Source organism: Pedobacter sp. AJM, from assembly GCF_002197755.1.
Taxonomy (GTDB): Bacteria; Bacteroidota; Bacteroidia; order Sphingobacteriales; family Sphingobacteriaceae; genus Pedobacter.
In genome coordinates this window covers 726072-746749 of record NZ_NHOT01000001.1, presented here as the reverse complement: position 1 = coordinate 746749, position 20678 = coordinate 726072, and the positions used below count along the sequence as shown (strand labels likewise).

At 38.3% G+C, this 20678-nt stretch carries 22 protein-coding genes; 21 read left to right on the top strand and 1 reads right to left on the bottom strand.

Annotation, left to right across the window (positions count from 1 at the left end):
- Positions 1-42: 42 nt before the first annotated feature.
- The 21 genes from CBW18_RS03235 (at position 43) to CBW18_RS03135 (ending at position 18401) form a co-directional block, all read left to right on the top strand.
- Positions 43-414, top strand: a complete 372-nt coding sequence (locus tag CBW18_RS03235) for an NADH-quinone oxidoreductase subunit A (protein ID WP_088299790.1) — start codon at positions 43-45, stop codon at positions 412-414.
- A gap of 186 nt (positions 415-600) precedes the next feature.
- Positions 601-1143 carry an NADH-quinone oxidoreductase subunit B gene (locus CBW18_RS03230; protein WP_088299789.1) on the top strand — a complete coding sequence of 181 codons (543 nt, stop codon included), beginning with the start codon at positions 601-603 and terminating at the stop codon, positions 1141-1143.
- Positions 1143-1643 carry an NADH-quinone oxidoreductase subunit C gene (locus tag CBW18_RS03225; protein WP_088299788.1) on the top strand — a complete coding sequence of 167 codons (501 nt, stop codon included), beginning with the start codon at positions 1143-1145 and terminating at the stop codon, positions 1641-1643. The genes CBW18_RS03230 and CBW18_RS03225 overlap by 1 nt, the downstream gene beginning before the upstream one ends.
- Positions 1644-1648: 5 nt before the next feature.
- Positions 1649-2863 carry an NADH-quinone oxidoreductase subunit D gene (locus CBW18_RS03220; RefSeq protein ID WP_088299787.1) on the top strand — a complete coding sequence of 405 codons (1215 nt, stop codon included), beginning with the start codon at positions 1649-1651 and terminating at the stop codon, positions 2861-2863.
- Positions 2856-3368, top strand: a complete 513-nt coding sequence (gene nuoE, locus CBW18_RS03215; RefSeq protein WP_088299786.1) for an NAD(P)H-dependent oxidoreductase subunit E — start codon at positions 2856-2858, stop codon at positions 3366-3368. The genes CBW18_RS03220 and nuoE overlap by 8 nt, the downstream gene beginning before the upstream one ends.
- A 79-nt stretch (positions 3369-3447) precedes the next feature.
- A complete protein-coding gene (nuoF, locus tag CBW18_RS03210) occupies positions 3448-4815 on the top strand; it encodes an NADH-quinone oxidoreductase subunit NuoF (RefSeq protein ID WP_088299785.1) in 1368 nt (455 codons plus the stop codon).
- 58 nt (positions 4816-4873) lie between these two features.
- Positions 4874-5422 carry an ORF6N domain-containing protein gene (locus tag CBW18_RS03205; RefSeq protein WP_088299784.1) on the top strand — a complete coding sequence of 183 codons (549 nt, stop codon included), beginning with the start codon at positions 4874-4876 and terminating at the stop codon, positions 5420-5422.
- A 60-nt stretch (positions 5423-5482) separates the two neighbouring features.
- Entirely contained in the window at positions 5483-6493 is a 1011-nt protein-coding gene (locus tag CBW18_RS03200) for a 2Fe-2S iron-sulfur cluster-binding protein (RefSeq protein ID WP_088299783.1), read from the top strand.
- Complete coding sequence (nuoH, locus tag CBW18_RS03195) at positions 6493-7530, top strand: NADH-quinone oxidoreductase subunit NuoH (RefSeq protein WP_088299782.1); 1038 nt, start codon at positions 6493-6495, stop codon at positions 7528-7530. Before CBW18_RS03200 ends, nuoH begins: the two co-directional genes overlap by 1 nt.
- Positions 7531-7532: 2 nt before the next feature.
- Positions 7533-8036 (top strand): NADH-quinone oxidoreductase subunit I, encoded by a 504-nt coding sequence (locus tag CBW18_RS03190; RefSeq protein ID WP_088299781.1) that lies wholly within the window; start codon positions 7533-7535, stop codon positions 8034-8036.
- A gap of 131 nt (positions 8037-8167) precedes the next feature.
- Positions 8168-8671 (top strand): NADH-quinone oxidoreductase subunit J, encoded by a 504-nt coding sequence (locus tag CBW18_RS03185; protein WP_088299780.1) that lies wholly within the window; start codon positions 8168-8170, stop codon positions 8669-8671.
- The gene (gene nuoK / locus CBW18_RS03180; protein ID WP_010601897.1) at positions 8671-9000 is read left to right on the top strand and encodes an NADH-quinone oxidoreductase subunit NuoK; all 330 of its coding nucleotides are present in this window, start codon (positions 8671-8673) and stop codon (positions 8998-9000) included. The genes CBW18_RS03185 and nuoK overlap by 1 nt, the downstream gene beginning before the upstream one ends.
- A 13-nt stretch (positions 9001-9013) precedes the next feature.
- Entirely contained in the window at positions 9014-10915 is a 1902-nt protein-coding gene (gene nuoL, locus CBW18_RS03175) for an NADH-quinone oxidoreductase subunit L (RefSeq protein ID WP_371566149.1), read from the top strand.
- Between the two features lie 20 nt (positions 10916-10935).
- Positions 10936-12399, top strand: coding sequence for a NuoM family protein (locus CBW18_RS03170; RefSeq protein WP_088299779.1), 1464 nt, complete (start codon positions 10936-10938; stop codon positions 12397-12399).
- 3 nt (positions 12400-12402) lie between these two features.
- Positions 12403-13776 carry an NADH-quinone oxidoreductase subunit N gene (locus tag CBW18_RS03165; RefSeq protein WP_088299778.1) on the top strand — a complete coding sequence of 458 codons (1374 nt, stop codon included), beginning with the start codon at positions 12403-12405 and terminating at the stop codon, positions 13774-13776.
- 46 nt (positions 13777-13822) lie between these two features.
- The gene (locus CBW18_RS03160; protein ID WP_088299777.1) at positions 13823-14473 is read left to right on the top strand and encodes a DedA family protein; all 651 of its coding nucleotides are present in this window, start codon (positions 13823-13825) and stop codon (positions 14471-14473) included.
- Positions 14474-14481: 8 nt separating this feature from the next.
- Positions 14482-15033: an inorganic diphosphatase gene (locus CBW18_RS03155; protein ID WP_088299776.1), complete on the top strand. Its 552-nt coding sequence runs from the start codon at positions 14482-14484 to the stop codon at positions 15031-15033.
- A gap of 71 nt (positions 15034-15104) precedes the next feature.
- Positions 15105-16460, top strand: a complete 1356-nt coding sequence (locus tag CBW18_RS03150) for a hemolysin family protein (protein WP_172406438.1) — start codon at positions 15105-15107, stop codon at positions 16458-16460.
- A gap of 9 nt (positions 16461-16469) precedes the next feature.
- Complete coding sequence (locus CBW18_RS03145) at positions 16470-17174, top strand: 16S rRNA (uracil(1498)-N(3))-methyltransferase (protein WP_088299774.1); 705 nt, start codon at positions 16470-16472, stop codon at positions 17172-17174.
- On the top strand, positions 17171-17896 hold the full coding sequence (locus tag CBW18_RS03140) for a DUF4159 domain-containing protein (RefSeq protein ID WP_088299773.1): 726 nt from the start codon (positions 17171-17173) through the stop codon (positions 17894-17896). Before CBW18_RS03145 ends, CBW18_RS03140 begins: the two co-directional genes overlap by 4 nt.
- 4 nt (positions 17897-17900) lie before the next feature.
- Complete coding sequence (locus tag CBW18_RS03135; protein ID WP_088299772.1) at positions 17901-18401, top strand: acetyl-CoA carboxylase biotin carboxyl carrier protein subunit; 501 nt, start codon at positions 17901-17903, stop codon at positions 18399-18401.
- 59 nt (positions 18402-18460) lie between these two features.
- Here the strand turns inward: CBW18_RS03135 and CBW18_RS03130 are convergent, their stop codons facing one another.
- Entirely contained in the window at positions 18461-20128 is a 1668-nt protein-coding gene (locus CBW18_RS03130; protein ID WP_172406427.1) for an SUMF1/EgtB/PvdO family nonheme iron enzyme, read from the bottom strand.
- Between the last annotated feature and the right edge of the window lie 550 nt (positions 20129-20678).

Genomic DNA, 20678 nt, shown 5'->3' with positions numbered 1-20678 from the left:
CTCTGCCTTTTTCTTTTACTTTTGCATCAGAAAATATAGATTATGCAAGCACAAAGTACCTCAATAGATTTTTTACCCATTATATTTCAAGTCGTAGTTGCTTTGGGTTTCGTGGTTACCACTTTGGTGGCTACACACTTTTTAGGTCCAAAACGTAAAACAAGTGATAAGCTTGAGGTATTTGAGGCCGGCGTTAAGAGCGTAGGTAATGCCCGTCAGCCTTTCTCTATCAAATATTTTGTAGTGGCTATTCTTTTTGTATTATTTGATATTGAAGTAATTTTCATGTATCCATGGGCTGTGAATTTCAGAGCACTTAGAATGGATGGGATGATTGAAATGTTCATCTTCATGGGGACATTACTTTTAGGATTTATTTATGTAATAAAGAAAAAAGTTTTAGACTGGAACTAGTTCGGTTGGCCATTCTTGGTTAGCTAATTTTAACTGAAAACTAAAAGTGTAACAACTACACTAACTTATATCTTCTTTATTTATTTAGAAAGGTTCTAAATCAGGTTAAGCTTGTTTAATTGCCTTTTAAATATTGTAAATTTGTTGCTCATTCTGCAAAGGGATGAGCATTTTTTGTTTATAAACATGAGTGAAATTAATATAGTAGATGCGCCTCCAGGAACCGAAGGGCCTGGTTATTTTGCCACTTCTTTAGATAAAGTAATTGGTTTGGCGCGCTCCAATTCATTATGGCCACTGCCTTTTGCCACTTCCTGTTGTGGTATTGAATTTATGGCAACTATGGGATCTCACTATGATCTTGGTCGTTTTGGCGCAGAGCGCTTAAGCTTTTCTCCACGTCAGGCAGATGTTTTAATGGTGATGGGAACTATTGCAAAAAAAATGGCTCCGGTATTAAAGCAGGTTTATATCCAGATGGCTGAGCCACGATGGGTAATGGCTGTTGGTGCTTGTGCCAGTAGTGGGGGAATTTTTGATACTTATTCCGTTTTACAGGGTATTGATGAAGTTATTCCGGTTGATGTTTATGTACCGGGTTGTCCACCAAGGCCTGAAGCTATTTTAGATGGCTTCCAACGTATTCAGGATTTGGTAAGAAACGAATCAGGCAGAAGAAGAAACTCAGATTATTATAAAGATCTTTTAGGTCAATACGGCATTAAATAATGGAAGAAACTACGCTGAATAACGACATCCACGTTAAGCTGACTGAAAAGTTTGGTGAAAAAGTTACTGCCGTTTCTGAGCCTTATGGTTTTTTAACTATCGTAACCTACAAAGATGTGATCATTAATGTGCTTTCTTATCTCAAAGAAGAATTAAAGTTCAATTTTCTTACTGATATTACTGCGGTTCATTATCCGGGTAAAGATCATGGTATTGCGGTGGTTTACCATCTGAATAATATGGTAGAGCGAGTAAGGATCAGAATTAAGGTTTTTATCTCTGAGCAAAATCCAACTATTCCTACGGCAACAACTGTTTGGAAAGGTGCTAACTGGATGGAGCGTGAAACGTATGATTTGTTTGGGGTTAAATTTGAAGGCCACCCAGATTTACGCCGTATTTTAAATATGGATGATTTAGGTGTACATCCGATGTTGAAACAATATCCATTGGAAGACCCTAACAGAGTTGATAAAAAAGATGAATTTTTTGGAAGGTAATTTATATGAATCATAACCATCCGGTATATACAGATAACGATCCGCAAAGTGAGCTGGTAACCTTGAACTTAGGTCCAACACACCCTGCAACCCACGGTGTTTTTCAAAACGTTTTGCAATTAGATGGCGAGCGGATTGTAAGCGGCGTTTCTACAATTGGGTATATTCACCGTGCTTTCGAAAAGATTGCTGAACATCGCCCTTTTTATCAAATCACGCCACTTACTGATCGGTTAAACTATTGTTCATCGCCTATTAATAACATGGGCTGGCATATGACAGTTGAAAAATTACTGAACATCCAGATGCCAAAACGTATTGATTATCTTCGCGTAATCATCATGGAGCTTTCCCGTATCGCTGATCACATTATCTGTAATACGATTATCGGTCAGGATACCGGTGCAACGACAACTTTCCTTTATCTGTTCCAGTTTCGCGAACACATTTACGAGATTTTTGAAGAGGTTTGCGGGGCTCGTTTAACAACTAACATTGGTCGTATTGGTGGTTTTGAAAGAGATTTCAATGAAATTGCCTTTGCCAAAATCAATAAATTTTTAAAAGAGTTTCCGGTAGCTTTAAAAGAGTTTGAAAATCTTTTAACACGTAACCGTATTTTTATCGACAGAACAGCAGGGGTTGCTGAAGTTACGAAAGAAACTGCCCTGGAATATAGCTGGACAGGTCCGCTTTTGCGTGCAACAGGTGTAGATTATGATGTTCGGGTAAGTGATCCATATTCTTCTTATCAGGATTTCGATTTCGAGGTTCCGGTAGGTACAAGTGGTGATATCTATGATAGATATTTGGTGCGTAATGAAGAAATGTGGCAGAGTGTTCGCATCATCGAACAAGCGCTGGTGAAGTTAAAAACAGAACCTAAAGGTATTTTTCATGCCGATGTTCCTGATTTTTATCTTCCCCCGAAACAAGAAGTGTATAATAATATGGAAGCATTGATCTATCACTTTAAAATTGTGATGGGAGAGATTGATGCACCAAAGGCAGAAGTTTACCATGCCGTGGAAGGCGGAAACGGCGAGTTAGGTTTCTATCTGATTAATGATGGAGGGCGTACACCATATCGCTTGCACTTCCGCAGACCAAGTTTTGTAAATTACCAGATGTTTGCACCAATGAGTGAAGGCATGTTATTGTCTGATGCCATTATCAACATGAGTAGTATGAATATCATTGCAGGAGAATTAGATGCTTAAAGTAGAAGAACAAACACCTGTACAATTTTCATCAGAATTGTTAGCCAAATTTGATGATGTTAAAAGTCGCTATCCTGAAGGGAAAGAAAAATCAGCATTGCTGCCATTATTACATTTGGTACAGGCAGAATACCTTTGGGTAAGTACTCCGGCGATGGATAAGGTTGCCGAATACTTAAATATTCAGCCCATTGAAGTATATGAAGTGGCTACATTTTATACGATGTATTTTTTAAAACCCCAAGGTAAATATGCTTTGGAGGTTTGCCGTACAGGGCCTTGTTGCCTGGTTGGTGCAGAAAAAATATTAGATCACCTCGAAGCAAAGCTGGGTGTTAAAGAAGGTGAAGTCACAGCAGATGGTTTATTTAGCTTTAGAGGAGTTGAATGTTTAGCTGCCTGTGGATTTGGTCCGGTTTTGCAAATTAGCCCGGAATATACTTTCTACGAAAACTTAACTACAGAAAGTGTAGATCAATTGATTGAAGATTTGAAAAATAAATAAGATTTGAGAAACTAGATTTGAGATTTGAGATTAGGCGGTCGTCGCACATCTCACATCTCACATCTCACATCTAAAAATAATGAGTCGCAAATTATTACTTGAGCATATAAACGTACCAGGCATCAATACACTTGAGGTCTATCGCCAAAAAGGCGGGTACCGTGCCGTGGAGAAAGCCCTTAAAACTTTAACACCTGAAGAGATTGTTGAAGAAGTTAAGAAATCAGGCTTGCGTGGTCGTGGTGGTGCGGGTTTCCCAACGGGAATGAAATGGAGTTTTTTGGCTAAACCAGAAGGAGTTGCGCGCTATTTAGTATGCAATGCTGATGAGTCTGAGCCGGGAACTTTTAAAGACCGTTACCTGATGACTTACATTCCTCATGCTTTAATCGAAGGAATGATTGTTTCCAGTTTTGCCCTGGGTGCGAAGGTTTCATACATCTACGTTCGTGGAGAAATGATGCCTCAAATCCGTATTCTGGAAAAGGCAATTGCTGAGGCAAAAGCTGCCGGATGGTTAGGTAAAAACATTTTAGGAACAGGTTACGATTTAGAATTATATGTTCAGCCCGGTGGTGGTGCTTACATTTGTGGAGAAGAAACCGCTTTATTAGAATCACTTGAAGGTAAAAGGGGTAATCCGAGGATTAAGCCACCATTCCCTGCGATTGCTGGTTTATATGGCTGCCCAACGGTAGTCAATAACGTAGAATCGATTGCTGCAGTGGTGCCAATTATCAATGATGGTGGCGATGAATACGCAAAAATAGGTATTGGTAGAAGTACAGGTACAAAATTAATATCAGCATCAGGAAACTTAGTAAAACCTGGTGTTTATGAAATTGAATTAGGCTTACCAGTTGAAGAATTTATCTATTCTGATGAATATTGTGGAGGTATTGCGAATGGTAAGCGTTTAAAAGCAACAGTCGCAGGTGGGTCATCTGTTCCGGTTTTACCGGCTAATTTAACTTTAAAGTTAGCTAACGGAGAACCTCGCTTAATGAGTTACGAATCTTTATCAGAAGGCGGATTTGCTACCGGAACCATGATGGGTTCAGGTGGTTTTATTGCTTTTGATGAAGACCAGTGTATTGTTCGTAATACCTGGAATTTCTCCCGTTTTTATCATCACGAAAGTTGCGGACAATGTTCGCCATGCCGTGAAGGTACCGGATGGATGGAAAAAGTGTTACACAAAATTGAACATGGTCATGGATCGATGGATGATGTGGATTTGCTTTGGGATATCCAACGTAAGATTGAAGGTAATACCATTTGTCCATTAGGAGACGCAGCAGCATGGCCTGTAGCGAGTGCAATTCGTCATTTCAGAGATGAATTTGAGTGGCACATTAAAGAACCCGTTAAAAGCCAGAGCCAAAACTATGGTATTGCTAATTATGCAACACCGATTGAAAAAGCGCCGGTAACAGAAGAGAAATAAAATCCTAAGGACGCAATTTGTAACCTAAGATTTAACTTAATACGATAAAAATATGTAGATGAAAGAAGAAATATCACCAGTAATCATCCCCAACGAAGTAATAATTAATAAAATATATCTTTTTAGAGGAGTAAAGGTGATGTTAGATTCTGATTTGGCAGAGCTCTTTGGTGTTGATACTAAACGGTTAAAAGAGCAGGTTCGAAGAAACATAGTGCGTTTTCCGGAACACTTTATGTTTGAATTGACGAAAGAAGAAAATGATGTTCTAAGGTCGCAATTTGCGACCTTAGAACAAGGGAAATACTCAAAATATCTACCGTTCGCATTTAGCGAACATGGTATTTTGCAATTATCAAATGTTTTAAAAAGTAATCAGGCGATAGCGGTAAGTATTAAAATTATTGATGTATTTGTACAGCTCCGAACAATGGTTTTGAGCAATACAGAAATCAGATTAGAAGTAGAAAAGATAAAAAAGAAGGTAGATCATCAGGATAAAAACATCGAAGTCATCTTCAGGTATTTTGATGAACTACTCGAACAGAAAGAAAAACCAAGAAAAGAAATTGGTTACAAAATCTCGAAAGAGAAAAATAAATTATAAAGATTGCTAAATGCCTAATAATATTGGCATAGTGCTTAAAAATAAAGATTATCATTAACCATGAGTGAAAAAGTTAAGGTTACGATAGATGGAATAGCAGTAGAGGTTGATAACGGAACCACTATCCTGAATGCTGCAAGGCAAATAGGTGGTGATATCGTACCTCCGGCCATGTGCTACTATTCCAAGTTAGAAGGAAGTGGTGGTAAATGCCGTACCTGTATTGTGAAGGTAACAAAAGGTTCGGAAAAAGATCCGCGTCCAATGCCAAAGCTAGTGGCATCTTGCCGTACAACCGTAATGGATGGAATGGAAGTGTTAAACATTACTTCTCCAGAGGTTTTGGAAGCACGCGCTGGTGTAGTCGAGATTTTATTAATTAACCACCCGTTAGATTGTCCGGTTTGCGATCAGGCAGGGGAGTGTGATTTGCAAAACTTAGGTTACGAGCATGGATTGCAAAAAACGCGTTATGAGTTTGAGCGCCGTACTTTTGATCGTATCGATATTGGTGATCAGATTCAGTTGCACATGAATCGCTGTATTCTGTGTTACCGTTGCGTTTTTACCGCCGATCAGATTACCAACAAGCGTGTTCATGGAATCTTAAACCGTGGCGATCATTCTGAAATTTCAACGTATATACAGCAGGCCGTAGATAATGATTTCTCCGGAAATGTGATTGATGTTTGCCCGGTTGGAGCACTAACCGATAGAACTTTCCGTTTCAAAAACCGGGTTTGGTTTACCAAACCGGTTGATGCACACCGCAATTGTGACCATGAAAAATGCAACGGTAAAGTGACACTTTGGTATAAAGGAGAAGATGTTTTACGTGTTACGGCCCGTAAAGATCAGTTTGGAGAGGTTGAAGAATTTATTTGTAATACTTGTCGTTTCGATAAGAAAGCAACCTCCGACTGGACTATTGAGCATCCAACACATATTGATGATACTTCAGTAATTGCATCTAATCATTACGAAACATTAAGGCCACTTCCGGTAATTAAGCCAAATGCGGCACTACAGGCGGCAAATGAAATTGAATTACATAAAACAGTAAAATACTAATGGATACAGGTTTTATCATAGAGAAATTTATTCTGGTAGCGGTTATTTTCGGTATCAGTTTAGTCGTAGCCATGTATTCCACTTATGCGGAGCGTAAGGTTGCAGCTTATCTGCAAGACCGTTTAGGTCCGGATAGAGCTGGTCCGTTTGGAATACTGCAACCTTTAGCCGATGGTGTAAAAATGTTTATGAAAGAGGAAATCATCCCCGCTTCATCAAATAAGTGGTTATTTATTGTGGGCCCGGGTTTGGCTTTGCTTTGTGCCTGTATCGGTACGGCGGTTATTCCCTGGGGCAGCCCGATGGAAATTGGCGGTAAAGTTGTTCCATTACAGGTAGCTGACATCAACGTTGGCGTTTTATACATCTTTGGCGTGGTTTCTTTAGGCGTTTATGGGGTAATGATTGGCGGTTGGGCATCGAATAATAAGTATTCATTATTGAGTGCCATTCGTGCAGCATCACAAAACATCAGCTATGAAATTGCAATGGGTTTATCTATCATCGCATTGCTTTTGATGACCAATACTTTAAGTTTAAAAACCATTGTTGAGCAACAACATGGCTGGCATTGGAATGTATTATATCAACCATTGGGATTTCTGATATTCATGGTTTGTTCTTTTGCAGAAACCAACCGTGCGCCTTTCGACTTGCCTGAATGTGAAACGGAATTAATAGGCGGTTACCACACGGAATATTCATCCATGAAATTAGGTTTTTACCTGTTTGCAGAATACATCAACATGTTTGTTTCATCAGCAGTAATGGCCACTTTATACTTTGGCGGGTATAACTATCCAGGCATGGATTATATGGCTACTTTGCTTGGGCCAACATGGGCACCACTTTTTGGTGTGGGTGTTTTCTTTCTGAAAATAGTTTTTTTCATCTTTTTCTTCATGTGGGTACGCTGGACAATTCCTCGTTTCCGTTATGATCAATTGATGAATTTAGGTTGGAAAGGTTTAATACCTTTGGCCATTGCCAACATTATAATAACCGGAGTTGTGATTGCGATTATAGAGAAGTTTTAATTATGGAATCATTAAGTAACAAGAAAAAAGTACTGGAACAAAAGCCGCTGAGCTTTATGGAAAGAATGTACCTTCCGGCAATTGCAAAAGGAATGGGCATTACCATCAGCCACTTGTTCAAAAAAGAGGCTACAGTAAGATATCCGGAAGTTGAACGCGAATTTTCTGCAAACTTTAGGGGAATGCACTCACTTAAACGCGATGAAAACGGAAAAGAGCGTTGTACAGCTTGTGGTTTATGTGCATTATCCTGCCCCGCTGAAGCAATTACCATGATCGCTGCAGAACGTAAAAATGAAGAAAAGCATTTATATCGTGAGGAAAAATATGCAGCTACTTATGAAATTAATATGTTGCGTTGCATTTTCTGTGGATTATGTGAAGAAGCCTGCCCTAAAGAAGCCATTTACTTAGACGGGCCAATCGTACCTGCTGATTATTTACGTAAAGATTTTATTTATGGTAAAGATAAACTGGTTGAGGCGCCGTTGGAGATGAAAAAATAATTAATGTTATCCTGAACTTGTTTAAGGACTAAACATTAAGATCCTGAAATAAATTCAGGAAGACGAAAATAAAAAGATTGCTTTGTCCCTCGCAATGATGACGAAGAAACTAATAAACAAATAACAAATTAATGAGTACACAAGTATTCTATTTCGTAGCCACATTAAGTATCATCTTTTCGCTGATGGTGATTTTTGCTAAAAATCCAATTCATAGCGTTCTATACTTAATCCTCACCTTTTTCACATTTACGGTACATTATGTACTGTTGAATGCACAATTTTTAGCGGTTGTAAATTTCATTGTTTACATGGGAGCCATCATGGTATTATTTCTATTTGTACTGATGCTTCTTAACCTCAATAAAGAAACTGAACCGGTAAAATCACCATTAATTAAGATTGTGGGGGTAATTGCAGGCTGTTGCTTAATTGTTACCCTGGTAGGTTCATTTAAGGCTGCAAGCATTAACAGTCCGCTGATCTTGAAAAACCAGGGATTAGGCCTGGTTGAAAATTTAGGTAAGGAACTTTTTGGCCCATTCCTGTTACCATTCGAATTATCATCTCTGTTGCTATTGGCCGCAATGGTTGGAGCCGTTTTATTATCTAAAAGAGATGAGGTAGAAGCATAATGGAAAATTTAACTACACAAATGGCAGGCGTTCCGCTTAATCACTACATCTATTTATGCGCCATCATTTTCACAATTGGTGTAATCGGCGTATTAACCCGTAGAAATGCAATCGTAATTTTCATGTCGGTTGAGCTGATGTTAAATGCAGTAAACCTGCTTTTGACTGCCTTTTCGGTTCACAGTAATGATCCTTCCGGACAGGTTTTTGTGTTCTTCATTATGGCGCTTGCGGCTGCAGAAGTTGCAGTGGGTTTGGCGATTATCGTAATGGTTTACAGAAATACAAAATCAATAGATATTAATGTTTTAAATCGCCTTAAGTGGTAAATATATATTAAGAATGACAATAGAACAATTGATTTGGTTAGTTCCCTTACTTCCTTTTTTAGGGTTTGTAATTAACGGACTGAGCAGAAACACTCTATCTAAAGGACTTGTTGGAATCATTGGAAGTGGCGTAATATTTGCCTCATTCATGATCAGCTTAGTTATTTTCTTTAGTTTACAAGGCGATACACAAAAATCTCACGAAGTATTTTTATTCGATTGGATAAGCGCAGGAACATTGCACATTCCACTATCATTCCTGGTTGACCCATTGAGTTCAATTATGCTGTTGATTATTACAGGAATTGGTTTCTTAATCCATTTATATTCGACCAGTTACATGCACGATGATGCCGGATTTGGTAAATTCTTCGCTTACCTGAACCTGTTTGTATTCTTCATGCTGTTATTAGTATTGGGTTCAAATTATATCGTGATGTTTATCGGATGGGAGGGCGTAGGTTTGTGCTCATATCTGTTAATCGGTTTCTGGTATACCAACACCGCTTATGCATCGGCAGCTAAAAAGGCATTTGTCATGAACCGCATTGGTGATTTAGGCTTTTTACTAGGCGTATTCTTAATGTTCAACTTCTTCGGAAGTGTTGAATTTTCTAAAATCTTTCCTCAAGCAGCGAACATGTTGCCAGGAAATAACACATTGGTTTTAATTACTATCTTATTATTTATTGGTGCCTGTGGTAAATCGGCGCAGTTGCCTTTGTTTACCTGGTTGCCTGATGCGATGGCCGGACCAACGCCTGTTTCTGCATTAATACATGCAGCGACAATGGTAACCGCGGGAATTTATATGATAGCCCGTTCAAGCGCATTGTTTGATCTGGCACCATTTACCCAACATATTATTGCCATTATTGGTTCGGCAACCGCTTTAGTAGCTGCAATTATTGCTTTAACACAAACAGACATCAAAAAAGTACTGGCTTATTCAACCGTATCCCAATTGGGATATATGTTTTTAGGCTTAGGTGTTGGCGCTTACACAGGCTCATTTTTCCACGTGTTAACCCACGCATTCTTTAAAGCATTATTGTTCCTTGGGGCTGGTTCAGTTATTCACGCCATGCATCATGAGCAGGATATGCGCCAAATGGGCGGATTAAGGAAGAAACTTCCGGTAACTTTCTTAACCATGATGATCGGCGCCATTGCCATCGCTGGTTTACCTCCGTTCTCTGGTTTCTTTTCTAAAGATGAAATTTTAGCACACGCTTTTCAATATAGCCCGGTACTTTGGGGTATTGGTGTATTAACTGCATTTTTAACTGCGTTCTATATGTTCAGAATGATGTTTCTTACTTTCTCCGGAAAATACAGAGGAACACATCATGAAGAAAGTCATGTGCATGAGTCGCCAAAAGCAATGACTATTCCATTAATTATTTTAGCCATTTTGGCTGCAATTGGAGGAGCAATTAACATTCCTCATGTTTTCGGTGGCAACGAGTGGCTGGCACATTGGTTATCAGGTGCAGGTGTTGCACAACATGAGTTGGATTTAAGTCATTCAACTGAATTTACATTAATGGGTGTTTCAGTTGTAGCTGCCATTTTCGCATTGCTTTATGCTTATACCAGATATGTAAAAGGTGCTCGCGTTCCTGTTGCTGATGAGGCACCACGTTCAGCTTTGGCTAAATTATCATATCATAAATTCTATCTGGATGAGATTTACGATTTCATCATCACGAAACCTTTAGATGCATTTTCAAGATTTTTCTACAGAATCATTGATACAAAATTCATCGACGGTATGGTGAACGGATTGGGATGGAGTACAAACGAGGCAAGTAAAGGTGTTCGTTTATTACAAAGTGGGAACGTAGGTTTCTATATATTTATGATGGTAGCTGGTATCATCGCATTGCTTGCTTATACATTTTATTACATCTAAAAAGGGTTCAAAAATAAATAATGGAACAACTTTTACTACTTATATTTCTTCCGCTTGCAGGTGCAATTATTACGGCCCTTGCAGGTAAGTCGGCTAAAATAGTTTCGACCGTAATTTCGGTTGCATCTCTGGGCCTGGCCTTGTTCATTGCCTGTAACTTTATTCCAGACGCAAGTACACAGTTCGAAGCAAACTTACCATGGATTGCAGATCTTGGCATTCGTTTCCATGCAGGTATCGATGGCATTAGCATGTTAGTGGTATTACTTACGAATTTGCTTATTCCGATTATCATTTTATCGAGCTACAAACATGATTATAAAAATCCGGCTGCTTTTTATGCCTTGATTTTATTCATGCAGGCTGGTTTATTATTGGTTTTTACCGCAATGGATGCTTTCTTATTTTATATAGGATGGGAAGCTGCATTGATTCCGATTTACTTTATTTGCGCATTCTGGGGCGGAAAAGATAGGATACGCATTAACATGAAATTCTTCGTTTATACGATTGCAGGTTCATTGTTTATGTTGATGGGTATTATTTATTTATACTTACAAAACCCAGCCCACAACTTCGATATTCAGGCTTTTTATGCTTTAAACTTAGATAGTGCACAACAAGGCTGGATTTTCTGGGCTTTCTTTATTGCATTCGCGATCAAGATGCCGATTTTCCCTTTCCATACCTGGCAGCCAGATACCTATACGGCAGCTCCAACTCAAGGAACGATGCTGTTATCCGGTATCATGTTAAAAATGGGTATTTACGGTGTAATCAGGTGGTTGTTGCCGATTGTGCCAACGGGCGTTCAGGATTGGTCTTGTCTGGCTATGGTACTGTCCATTATCGGAATTGTTTACGCTTCACTCATTGCCTTTACTCAGAAAGACGCTAAGCGACTCGTTGCTTATTCATCTATTGCTCACGTTGGGTTAATTTCTGCCGGCATTTTTGCATTGAACCAACAAGGTATGCAAGGTGCAATGGTTCAAATGTTAAGTCATGGTATTAACGTGGTTGGTCTGTTCTTCGTTTTGGATATTATTTTCTCCAGGTTAAAAACGAATAAGATTGAAGAACTTGGCGGTATTGCTAAGTTGGCTCCACAATTGGCTATCGCATTTTTAATTATTGTTTTGGGTACAGTAGCTTTACCCGGAACGAATGGTTTTATTGGTGAATTCCTGCTATTAATGGGGGTTTACAATTACGGTATATGGGCTGCTGCAATTGCAGGGCTAACCATCATTTTCGGCGCAGTTTACATGTTGCGCATGTATCAAAATGTAATGCTTGGTAAAACCAACGAATTAACCATTACCTTCACAGATATTAAAGGAACTGAAAAATTAGTCCTTTACATTATTTGTGCCTTGATTATTATTTTGGGTGTTTATCCAAAACCATTATTGCATTTAACAGAGGCATCTGTACAACATTTATTAGAACAGGTACATCAAAAATTAACATCAGTAAAATAAGCAATGAATATTATCATAACCATTAGTATAACCGCTTTTATTGTTCTTTATGCAGGATTGTTTAAAGCCAAGAAAGCATTACTGCCGCTTACTGTTGTTGGCTTGCTTACCGCATTGGGATTTACTATCGGCGCCTGGAATGGTCATGCCATTCACTTCGGCATGATGCAGACAGATAACTTTGCGTTAGCATTCTCTGGCGTTTGTATCATTGGTACACTTTTGATTTTCCTGTTGACACAGAACTATTTTCATGCTAAAAGTGATAACATAGCCGAATACTATACTTTAATTCTTTTCGCCCTTGCCGGGATGATTATGATGGTATCGTATAAAAATATGGCGATGCTTTTTGTGGGACTTGAAATCATGTCGGTAAGTTTATACATTCTGGCCGGGATCCGAAAAAGGGACTTTGCATCGAACGAAGCATCATTAAAGTATTTTTTAATGGGTGCATTTTCAACAGGCTTTTTACTGTTCGGTATTACCTTAATTTACGGTGCTACCGGTTCATTTGATTTAGATAAAATTCAGGCTTACCTGGTTGACAACAGTAAAGCGATATCGCCAATTTTTTATCCTGGCGTTATCCTGATGATGATTGGTTTATGCTTTAAAGTTGGCGCTGCACCGTTCCATTTCTGGACACCTGATGTATATGAAGGGTCTCCTACATTGATTACCACCTTTATGAGTACCGTGGTTAAAACAGCTGGTTTCGCTGCTTTCTTAAGGTTGTTTTCAGATGCTTTTGCTCCCCTTCATGATTTCTGGGTGGCACCTTTAATTGTAATTGTTTGTTTAACCTTATTCATTGGTAACATTACGGCACTGTTTCAGAAGAACTTTAAGCGGATGTTAGCGTATTCCAGTATCTCTCATGCAGGTTACCTGTTGTTTTCTCTTATTGTATTAAGTGCAAATTCAGAAAACAATGTTTTAGTTTATGCGGCGGCCTATACTTTCGCTTCCATCATTGCATTTGCGGTGTTGATTCTGGTAAAGCAAAAAACCGGCAGTGATAGTTTTGAGAGCTTCAACGGTTTGGGCAGGAAAAATCCTTTAGTGGCACTTTCGCTCACGGTTGCGATGTTATCTTTAGCAGGTATTCCTTTAACTGCTGGCTTTATCGGGAAATATTTGATGTTCCTGAATGTAATGGGCGAATATCAAATGTTATTGGTAGCCTTTGCCATCCTAAACGCGCTGGTAGGTTTTTACTATTACTTTAAGGTTATTGTAGCCATGTGGTTTAAAGAAGGGGCAGAAATCGAACTTTCTACACCAGGTCAGTATAAGGTAGTTCTATTGGTATCAGTAGCGATTACGCTTATTTTGGGTATTTATCCTGCAATTATTTTAAACCTAATATAGGTATACAGTTGTTAGATAATTATTTGTAGTTTTACAAATAACTTATATGCACGATTTTTGGAATAACCTGCATCACCTGATTGATCCCGAGAAATTATTGAGGGAAGGCGGTTTCTATCTTGTTGTATTTGTCATTTATGCAGAGACCGGTTTATTCTTCGGTTTCTTCCTCCCTGGTGATTATTTACTGTTTTTAGCTGGAATGTTTGTAGCAACAGGGAAGCTGGATGTCAACATTGCATTGCTGTTGGCAGGATTGTGCGTTGCTGCAATTTCAGGAAATTTTACTGGTTACTGGTTCGGAAGAAAAACAGGGCCGGTGCTGTACACTAGAAAAGACAGTTTTTTCTTTAAAAAGAAATATCTCAAAGCTGCAGAACGTTATTATAACAAACAGGGGGCTTTCGCATTAATCATGGGCAGATTTGTTCCGATTGTTAGAACTTTTGCACCGATTTTTGCTGGGGTGGTGAGATTAGACTTTAAGCGATTTGCCCTTTACAATGTAGTGGGTGGTGTATTATGGATTTGCTCGCTTACTTTACTAGGATATTTCTTAGGAAAAAGGTTTGAAAAAGAAATTAACGATTACTTATTATATATTATTATTGGCTTCATCATTATCACAACTATCCCTTTATTGATTACATTTGTAAAAAGTAAAGTAACAAGTTCTGAAGAGGATAAGACAGATTAAAATTAAAAATGGCAAAAGAAGAAACCCACGCTTGGCATAGCGTATCACCAGGTAAAAACGTACCGGAAATTGTAAATGCAATTATTGAAATCCCAAAAGGCTCAAAAGCAAAATACGAAATAGATAAAGAATCAGGATTAATTAAATTAGACAGGGTTCTTTTTTCATCAGTGATGTATCCTGCAAATTATGGTTTTATTCCACAAACTTATTGTGACGATAAAGATCCTTTAGATATTTTAGTGCTTTGTTCAGTTGATGTTTATCCTATGACATTAATCGAAGCAAAGGTTGTAGGTGTAATGCATATGGTGGATAATGGAGAGCAGGATGATAAGATTATAGCTGTTGCTGCTCATGATATGTCTGTTAACTATATTAACGACTTAGATGAATTGCCTCCGCACCAGATGAAAGAAATTGTTCGTTTCTTTCAGGATTATAAAGCATTAGAAGATAAAAATGTAACCATCGAACATTTGTTAGGTATTCGCTATGCTCATAAAGTGATTAAAGAGAGCATGGAACTTTATAATACCACATTTAGAGAATTAGCTTAATGGATTTACCCACGGTTTGCTTGTTTTTAAATATTAAATTAAGCGCAATCCTTCCATCATCAAGCCTGGCGATGGTTGCCTTAGCGGAAACTGATACAACATCAGTTGGATGGCGGTTATTTTTTGCTTTGTTCCTGGTATTGTTGAATGGATTTTTTGTTGCGGCAGAGTTTGCCATTGTTAAAGTCCGGGCTTCACAAATTGAAATCAAAGCAAAAACAGGCAGCAGAGTGGGTAAAATGGCTAAAACAATTATCCATAACCTGGATGGTTATTTAGCTGCCACACAGTTAGGTATAACGCTTGCATCACTTGGCCTGGGTTGGGTTGGTGAAGGCGTTATGCATACTATCTTTAAAAATCTTTTTGATAGCTTACAATGGGGTTTAAGTGATGCAACCATTCATACCGCATCAACCATTGTAGCCTTTTCTCTGATCACCATTATGCATATCGTATTTGGTGAACTGGCTCCCAAATCATTCGCCATTCAGCGTCCGGTAGCCACAACATTATTTGTATCCGTACCCTTACAGATCTTTTATGTCGTTTTCCGGCCATTTATATGGACGTTAAACAGCTTGGCTGCTGTAATTTTAAAACCATTCGGGATTGATACTTCCGCAGGGCATGAATCACTGCATAGCACCGAAGAATTACAGTACTTGCTTGAACAAGGTAAAGAGAGTGGTGCATTAGATAATAACGAACACGAATTAATTAAAAATGTATTTGATTTTAATGAGCGTGTGGTTAAAAATATTATGGTGCCACGAACTAAAATTTCGGGTATTGAATTAACTTCTCCAAAGGAAGAAGTGGTGGATACAATTATTAAAGAAGGATACTCCCGTTTACCGGTTTATGATGACATCATGGATAAAATTGTCGGTATCATTCACGCTAAAGATATTTTGCCGCTCGTTGCAGCCGGAAACCAGCATTGGACATTAAACGACATTATCCGTAAGCCCTATTTTGTTACGGAAACAAAAAAGATTAATGATTTGATGAGCGAACTTCAGAGTAACCGCATTCAGATTGCTATTGTATTAGATGAATTCGGTGGAACAGCAGGTATGGTTACCCTTGAAGATATTGTAGAAGAGCTTGTTGGAGAAATTCAGGATGAATACGATGAGGAAAAACCATTGGTTGAAAAGGTTTCTGATAATGAGTTTATTGTAAACGCCTTTGCAACAGTTTATGATGTTAATGAACATTTGCCACATGATTTACCGGAGGATGAAGATTTCGATACCATTGGTGGTCTAGTGTCGCATGTGTTTGAACGTATTCCGGAAGTTGGCGAAAGCAATGAATCTTATGGTTATCTGTTTACCATTCTGAAGAAAACTGAACAAAATATCGAAACCATAAAGTTAGAATTGGTGATCAATAAAGAAGATATGGTTGATAATCACTAATTTCAATGCATGCATATTTTTTATACGCCAGATATTTCCAAAAATACTTATACCCTAAACGAAGAAGAAAGTAAGCATTGTGTTCGGGTGCTTCGGCTTTCAAAAGGAACAGTTGTTAACCTGGTTGATGGTATTGGCGGTTTCTATACAGCCGAAATTATTGACGATCATCCTAAAAAAGTTACGCTATCCGTTTTAAATGTGGAAAGGGAATTTCATAAGCGTAATCACTATTTACACATGGCTGTAGCGCCAACTAAAAACATTGACCGATTGGAGTGGTTCCTTGAAAAGGCTACTGAACTGGGGATTGATGAAATTACGCCCATCATTACAGACCGTTCTGAACGCAGGATAGTAAAAGATGACAGGTTAAATAAGGTAATTACAGCTGCTGTTAAACAATCCATCAAAGCTTATCATCCTAAACTAAATGAGGCAATTTCTTTCGATGATTTTTTGAAACAGCCATTCGAAGGCGAGCGTTTAATTGCCCATTGTATTCAAGATTCAGAAAAGAAATTCATCTCTGATTTAGCAGTGCCTCATCAAAAATATTTAATTCTTATCGGTCCCGAAGGTGACTTCACACCAGAAGAAGTTGGTTTGGCTTTGAATAAAGGCTTTAAACCATTAACTTTAGGTGAAAACAGGCTGCGCACAGAAACTGCTGCATTGTCCGTTTGTTTTGAAATCAATTACCTTAACCGATGAAAAAAGTTATAAGCGATAAGTTAAAAGTTAAAGGTCAGCATTCATTCTTCTTAAAACGATTATTCTTTTTTTCGTTTCTCCTCATTCCTTTCTCTTTACTTTTTTGTCTTTTGTCTTTTACTGTCCCTTCTTACAGGATGGGGAAATTAAAATATAGTGGTGGGGGAGACTGGTATGCTGATCGTACAGCTTTACCTAACCTCATTTCATTTTGTAATACCAACCTGAAAACTAATTTTTATCCAGAAGAAAGCATAGTAGAAGTAGGGAGTAAAGATATCTTCAACTTTCCCTTTGTTTATATGACCGGGCATGGGAATGTACAGTTTAGCGATCTTGAAGTAAAAAACTTACGACAATATTTAACAGGAGGAGGTTTTCTGCATATTGACGATAATTATGGCTTAGATAAATTTATCCGGCCGCAAATGAAAAAAGTTTTTCCTGAATTGGATTTTGTAGAACTACCATCCAATCATGCCATTTATCAGCAGAAATTTAAATTCCCAGGAGGATTGCCTAAAATTCATGAACATGATAATAAACGTCCGCAGGGATTTGCTTTAATTTATAAGGGCAGGGTCGTTTGCTATTACACCTATGAATGCGATTTAGGGAATGGCTGGGAAGATTTGGGCACATACGCCGGAGACACACAGGAAACGCGCTTAAAAGCACTAAAAATGGGCGCTAATTTAGTGCAATATGCTTTAACACAATAGACCTATGGATAAGATCGAGGTGAATAAGAATATCATTTTTAATATTAGCGGAGACGCTACTAAATTCCATGTGAATGATCAGCCAGTAGAATTGGATTTAATCGATATATCGGCTTCGGAAACACATATTTTATATCGAAATCAATCATTCAATGTAGAAGTCGTGGAAGTAAATCAACAAGATAAGACCTGTAAAATTAAAGTCAACGGGACAATTTATCAAACCAAAGTTGAAGACCGATTTGATCAGTTATTAAAAAACCTGGGTATGGATAACCTCAATTCTAATAAAGTTTTAGAAATGAAAGCGCCCATGCCTGGTATGGTTTTAAAAGTATTGGTGAATGCTGGTGATGAAGTTAAAAAAGGCGATAACCTTTTAATCCTGGAAGCCATGAAGATGGAAAATATCTTAAAGTCAACTACGGATGGAACAGTTAGTAAAGTATTAGTTAAACAAGGAGATAAGGTAGAAAAGAACCAGATCTTAATTCAGTTTAAATAACGATATCTAAGTCTTTGTATAAAAAAAGTCCCGGCCTAAAACCGGGACTTTTTTATGATTTATCTTCCTTTAACACGATAAGGTTTAGGAGGTGGGGTTTTGAAACTTCTTTTTCCGGCAGTGCTGATTTCCGGGGCACCTAACATCGTCATGGCGCAGCGAAATCCAACTTCAGCAGATGATTCATCTTGTTGCATAAAGCGACGTGTTGCAGGATTTAACCAGTAGGCCATGTCATTCCATGAACCACCTTTGTAAACCCTTGATTTATCATTAACCAAGGTTACACCTTCTTCATTCAGCAGTAAATTTTGTTTATCACGAAAACCCCTTTGATCTGCCTGATAACTATTTGAAGCCGTAATAGGTTGTGGATCCGTAGATTTAGAAATAGAATCGATACGTTTGGCCTGTGCCTGTTTTTCAGCCCAGGTTTGCTTTCTGCCTGAATATGCATTTTCTTTAATTGGGTTGCCATATTTATCAAGCGCAATTTTACCATTCTGAGCATCCTCCAATTTTTTATTGGTGAAGTAATTACCACGGTAAGGGTTAAAAGCATCAGCATCTGTAAATGTGCCTGTTCTATACACATCGTTAACCCATTCATTAACGTTTCCGGCCATGTTGTATAAACCAAAATCGTTTGCCGCATATTGAATAACCGGAACAGTTAAATCACCCTTATCGTTCAGTGATCCGCCAACACCCATGTAATCTCCCGGAGCCCTTTTAAAGTTGGCCTGAATCATGCCCCTCGTTTTTTTGCTGGCTGAACTTACACCTAATCCGTTCCATGGATAGATTTTATTCTGATTAATATTTTCATATTCGGTATTACCGATTAAGCCCAATGCAGCATACTCCCATTCAGCCTCAGTAGGCAGGCGATAGGGTTGCATAATTACACCATCTTCCAATGTGGCTGTTCTGCGTGGTTGAGTATTTCCCTTTCCTGCACCAGCTGTTGTGGTTGCTGCACCTGCTCTGGTATTATAATCTATAGGTGCATTTTTGCCTTTATCATCATATTGCCCATTCAGATAAGCATCCGTATTAAAGGGCTTATCGGGTCTAGGTGTTGCTGCAGCAGTCGCATTATTCCCTTTACCGCTTGTGCCTGCATTAAGTGTTTTATAATCCGTTAAGATACCTTTTTCACGCAAAATAAACTCGTTTGCCCTTGAGGTCCGCCATTCACAGTAACGGGATGCCTGTTCCCAGGAAACGCCTACTACGGGGTAATCACGGTATGCCGGATGCCTCAAATAGTTATCTACATAGGGTTCATTGTAAGATAATGCACTCCGCCAAACAAGGGTATCAGGTAGCTCATTATAATAGAATTCCCGGTCTTCCGGATAGTTATACCTGATCCAGTGTAAATATTCTAGCCAGTCCGTATTGGATACCTCTGTTTCATCCATATAAAATGAAGGCACAGTCACCTGTCTTTTATAGTTGTAGATATTTGGTTCTACTCCAGGAATTTCAATTGCACTTCCGCCTACCACAAGAACACCGCCTTCAATTGGAATCAATCCCGGGCCGGGTGCACGCTTATATTGCGTCGCTACGGCAAAAGCTCCGGAAGGATTTGTTTTACTTTTACGATTGGCATAAGGAATGCCGGTTTTACTAGAACTGTTTCCACCTTTCGAGCTACAGCTGGAAAGCAGAATGGCTACCGACAAACATGTAAAAGAGTATAGTAATAGTTTTTTCATAAGTGAGTTTCAAAGTATCGCCCCGTCAACGATTCAACTGATAAAATTAAGCAATTTTAAATCAATATATAAATATTGTGCTAATTAATTGAGGATATATTTTTAAAGGCATAACGTGTTGTCTCGATTCATATTGTAGCAATAGGGTTTTTATTTTTTATTTAGGCTAAAATATTATAAATAAGGCATCTAGTTGGATTCTGGTTGCGTAAAATGGCATTATCAGGATCTTAATTTACAAAAAATTTCTGCAGTGTTTAAGGATGACCATTCTGATTAAAGAGGATTCAGACCAAGGCAATAGTGTGCTACAACTTTAGCGAATACATTTGTTGTTCGATCACCTACAAATGCTATAATTTACTGGACGAAGGCAAGGGTAATCAAAGCGCCGATAGCAGATGATTTCATGCTTCAACTTTCCTCAGAAGGTTGTGATCATAGTTGGTTTGTAAAAAAATGTGGGTTTAATTAGTAAATTATGACTTAATTCGTAATTTGCTAAAATATAGTGTTTGGTTTGACGTTAGGATCAATATATTAAATATAT

What these genes read in the sequence shown, in the direction of transcription:
- nuoL (WP_371566149.1), top strand. Translation starts at nt 9,014, where the DNA reads ATGACAATAGAACAATTGATTTGGTTAGTTCCCTTACTTCCTTTTTTA.
- CBW18_RS03165 (WP_088299778.1), top strand. Translation starts at nt 12,403, where the DNA reads ATGAATATTATCATAACCATTAGTATAACCGCTTTTATTGTTCTTTAT.
- nuoE (WP_088299786.1), top strand. Translation starts at nt 2,856, where the DNA reads ATGCTTAAAGTAGAAGAACAAACACCTGTACAATTTTCATCAGAATTG.
- nuoF (WP_088299785.1), top strand. Translation starts at nt 3,448, where the DNA reads ATGAGTCGCAAATTATTACTTGAGCATATAAACGTACCAGGCATCAAT.
- CBW18_RS03235 (WP_088299790.1), top strand. Translation starts at nt 43, where the DNA reads ATGCAAGCACAAAGTACCTCAATAGATTTTTTACCCATTATATTTCAA.
- nuoH (WP_088299782.1), top strand. Translation starts at nt 6,493, where the DNA reads ATGGATACAGGTTTTATCATAGAGAAATTTATTCTGGTAGCGGTTATT.
- CBW18_RS03130 (WP_172406427.1), bottom strand. Translation starts at nt 20,128, where the DNA reads ATGAAAAAACTATTACTATACTCTTTTACATGTTTGTCGGTAGCCATT.
- CBW18_RS03190 (WP_088299781.1), top strand. Translation starts at nt 7,533, where the DNA reads ATGGAATCATTAAGTAACAAGAAAAAAGTACTGGAACAAAAGCCGCTG.
- CBW18_RS03145 (WP_088299774.1), top strand. Translation starts at nt 16,470, where the DNA reads ATGCATATTTTTTATACGCCAGATATTTCCAAAAATACTTATACCCTA.
- CBW18_RS03225 (WP_088299788.1), top strand. Translation starts at nt 1,143, where the DNA reads ATGGAAGAAACTACGCTGAATAACGACATCCACGTTAAGCTGACTGAA.
- CBW18_RS03230 (WP_088299789.1), top strand. Translation starts at nt 601, where the DNA reads ATGAGTGAAATTAATATAGTAGATGCGCCTCCAGGAACCGAAGGGCCT.
- CBW18_RS03140 (WP_088299773.1), top strand. Translation starts at nt 17,171, where the DNA reads ATGAAAAAAGTTATAAGCGATAAGTTAAAAGTTAAAGGTCAGCATTCA.
- CBW18_RS03185 (WP_088299780.1), top strand. Translation starts at nt 8,168, where the DNA reads ATGAGTACACAAGTATTCTATTTCGTAGCCACATTAAGTATCATCTTT.
- CBW18_RS03150 (WP_172406438.1), top strand. Translation starts at nt 15,105, where the DNA reads ATGGTTGCCTTAGCGGAAACTGATACAACATCAGTTGGATGGCGGTTA.
- CBW18_RS03170 (WP_088299779.1), top strand. Translation starts at nt 10,936, where the DNA reads ATGGAACAACTTTTACTACTTATATTTCTTCCGCTTGCAGGTGCAATT.
- CBW18_RS03135 (WP_088299772.1), top strand. Translation starts at nt 17,901, where the DNA reads ATGGATAAGATCGAGGTGAATAAGAATATCATTTTTAATATTAGCGGA.
- CBW18_RS03220 (WP_088299787.1), top strand. Translation starts at nt 1,649, where the DNA reads ATGAATCATAACCATCCGGTATATACAGATAACGATCCGCAAAGTGAG.
- CBW18_RS03160 (WP_088299777.1), top strand. Translation starts at nt 13,823, where the DNA reads ATGCACGATTTTTGGAATAACCTGCATCACCTGATTGATCCCGAGAAA.
- CBW18_RS03200 (WP_088299783.1), top strand. Translation starts at nt 5,483, where the DNA reads ATGAGTGAAAAAGTTAAGGTTACGATAGATGGAATAGCAGTAGAGGTT.
- CBW18_RS03155 (WP_088299776.1), top strand. Translation starts at nt 14,482, where the DNA reads ATGGCAAAAGAAGAAACCCACGCTTGGCATAGCGTATCACCAGGTAAA.
- nuoK (WP_010601897.1), top strand. Translation starts at nt 8,671, where the DNA reads ATGGAAAATTTAACTACACAAATGGCAGGCGTTCCGCTTAATCACTAC.
- CBW18_RS03205 (WP_088299784.1), top strand. Translation starts at nt 4,874, where the DNA reads ATGAAAGAAGAAATATCACCAGTAATCATCCCCAACGAAGTAATAATT.